Source organism: Veillonella caviae (genome assembly GCF_003992125.1).
In the GTDB taxonomy this organism is placed as follows: Bacteria; Bacillota; Negativicutes; order Veillonellales; family Veillonellaceae; genus Veillonella; species Veillonella caviae.
The window spans coordinates 1-3285 of record NZ_RQUY01000037.1; the positions used below are offsets into that span (position 1 = coordinate 1).

2 rRNA genes are annotated in these 3285 nt (G+C 49.9%); both read left to right on the plus strand.

The features are described 5' to 3' along the window. Positions 1–177: 177 nt before the first annotated feature. Positions 178–3106: ribosomal RNA gene (locus EO120_RS08965) — 23S ribosomal RNA — on the plus strand. Between the two features lie 74 nt (positions 3107–3180). Beyond that, positions 3181–3285 (plus strand): 5S ribosomal RNA (gene rrf, locus EO120_RS08970); the annotation flags it as partial.

The following is a 3285-nucleotide window of genomic DNA, read 5'->3' on the forward strand; positions in this document are numbered from 1 at the left end:
ATTGTTCTTTGAAAACTGCATAGAAGATAATTATTATATTTGTAAGGTCATCTCTTAGAATTTCTAAGTAGGTTGACCCGAGCACATAGGAAATAATTCTCTGACTTATTGGTGACGTACATGAAAATGTACGGCTACAAAAAACGACAATGTATCTAATGCATGTCTAAAAATCTAAGTAAAGATTTTAAGGGCGTACGGTGGATGCCTTGGCGATATCAGCCGAAGAAGGACGCGGTAAGCTGCGATAAGCTACGGAGAGGTGCAAGCAACCTTCGACCCGTAGATTTCCGAATGGGGGAACCCGGCAGTGGTTATGCACTGTCACCCATACCATAGAGTATGAGGAGGGCACCTGGGGAACTGAAACATCTAATTACCCAGAGGAAGAGTAATCAAACGAGATTTTCTTAGTAGCGGCGAGCGAACGGGAAAGAGGCCAAACCGGAGTGGGCAACCGCACCGGGGTTGAGGACAGTCATCAAGTGTAAATGAGGTAGAAGAATAGAGTTGGAAAGCTCAGCCGCAGAAGGTGAAAGCCCTGTAATCGAAACCTTGCATACACGGGACTGAATCCAGAGTACCACGAGACACGTGAAACCTTGTGGGAAGCAGGGGGGACCACCCTCCAAGCCAAAATACTGATATCGACCGATAGCGCATAGTACCGTGAGGGAAAGGTGAAAAGAACCCCTGGCGGGGAGTGAAAGAGAACCTGAAACCGTATGTCTACAAACAGTCGAAGTCTGTATATATATCAGGACGACGGCGTGCCTATTGAAGAATGAACCGACGAGTTACTGTTGCTAGCGAGGTTAAGTGGAAGACATGGAGCCGCAGCGAAAGCGAGTCTGAACAGGGCGTTCAGTTAGTAATAGTAGACCCGAAACCGTAGTGATCTATCCATGGCCAGGTTGAAGCACAGGTAAAATTGTGTGGAGGACCGAACTCGTGAGCGTTGAAAAGCTTTGGGATGAGTTGTGGATAGGGGTGAAATGCCAATCGAACACGGAGATAGCTGGTTCTCCCCGAAATAGCTTTAGGGCTAGCCTCGAGGTTGAGAGTATAGGCGGTAGAGCACTGATCGGGCTAGGGGCCATACCGGTTACCGAACCTAGTCAAACTACGAATGGCTATACTTATACTCGGGAGTCAGACAGTGAATGATAAGGTCCATTGTCAAGAGGGAAACAGCCCAGAACACCGACTAAGGTCCCAAATGTTACACTAAGTGGCGAAGGATGTGGAGTTTCCAAAACAACCAGGATGTTGGCTTAGAAGCAGCCACCATTTAAAGAGTGCGTAATAGCTCACTGGTCGAGAGACTCTGCGCCGAAAATGTCCGGGGCTAAAGTGTAAAACCGAAGTCGTGTCATATGCAGCAATGTATATGGGTAGGGGAGCGTTCTCATCGGATTGAAGCAGTACCGTAAGGAGTTGTGGACTGGTGAGAAGTGAGAATGTCGGTATGAGTAGCGAAAAGAATGGTGAGAATCCATTCCACCGAAAGCCTAAGGGTTCCTGAGCAACGATCGTCATCTCAGGGTAAGTCGGGACCTAAGCCGAGGCGGAAAAGCGTAGGCGATGGACAACAGGTTGAAATTCCTGTACCGGTGTGAATCGTTTGAACGATGGAGTGACACAGTAAGGTAGGTCAGCACGCGATTGGAAGTGCGTGTTTAAGCAAGTAGGTTGAGTGATAGGCAAATCCGTCACTCTAAAAGCTGAGATGTGATGACGAGCTGATTACAGCGAAGTGATTGATCCTACACTGTCGAGAAAAGCTTCTAGTGAGAGACACATCGCCCGTACCAAAACCGACACAGGTAGGCGGGGAGAGAATCCTAAGGTGCGCGGGAAAACCCTCGTTAAGGAACTCGGCAAAATGCCTCCGTAACTTCGGGAAAAGGAGGACTCATGTAGTGTGAAGGGCAGCAACGCGTGGAGCATGAATGAGTGGCACAAGAGAGGCGCAAGCGACTGTTTACCACAAACACAGGTGCCTGCTAAAGCGAAAGCTGATGTATAGGTGCTGACACCTGCCCGGTGCTGGAAGGTTAAGAGGAGGGGTTAGACTTCGGTCGAAGCTCTGAATTGAAGCCCCAGTAAACGGCGGCCGTAACTATAACGGTCCTAAGGTAGCGAAATTCCTTGTCGGGTAAGTTCCGACCCGCACGAAAGGTGTAACGACTTGCGCACTGTCTCAACGAGGGACCCGGTGAAATTGAAGTACCTGTGAAGATGCAGGTTACCCGCGACTGGACAGAAAGACCCCATGGAGCTTTACTGCAACCTGAGATTGAACTTAGTTAATGAATGTACAGGATAGGTGGGAGACGTAGAATCTAGGGCGCCAGTCTTAGAGGAGTCGCTGTTGGGATACCACCCTTTGATTAATTGATTTCTAACGGGCCGATTAACAACCGGCCGGACAGTCTCAGGCGGGCAGTTTGACTGGGGCGGTCGCCTCCTAAAGAGTAACGGAGGCGCCCAAAGGTTCCCTCAGAGCGGACGGAAATCGCTCGAAGAGTGTAAAGGCAGAAGGGAGCTTGACTGCGAGACGGACAGGTCGAGCAGGGACGAAAGTCGGGCTTAGTGATCCGGTGGTGCCGAGTGGAAGGGCCATCGCTCAACGGATAAAAGCTACCCTGGGGATAACAGGCTAATCTCTCCCAAGAGTCCATATCGACGGGGAGGTTTGGCACCTCGATGTCGGCTCATCACATCCTGGGGCTGAAGTAGGTCCCAAGGGTTCGGCTGTTCGCCGATTAAAGTGGTACGTGAGCTGGGTTCAGAACGTCGTGAGACAGTTCGGTCCCTATCCATCGCGGGCGCAAGAAACTTGAAGGGGGCTGCTCCTAGTACGAGAGGACCGGAGTGGACGAACCGCTGGTGTACCAATTATCCTGCCAAGGGTACAGTTGGGTAGCTACGTTCGGGACGGATAAACGCTGAAAGCATCTAAGCGTGAAACCAGCCTTGAGATGAGGTTTCTCATAGCATAAGCTAGTAAGATCCCATGTAGACGACATGGTTGATAGGCCAGGTGTGGAAGAGCCGTGAGGTTTGGAGCTGACTGGTACTAATAGATCGAGGGCTTTACTTACATAACAATAAGCGGAATAATGTGCAACAAATATATAACTTCTATGTGGTTTTCAGAGTACAAACTCTGACAGATTCAGTGGCGATAGCTATGAGGGTCCACCTGTTCCCATCTCGAACACAGTAGTTAAGCTCATAAACGCCGAAAGTACTTGGCTGGAGACGGCCTGGGAGGATAGG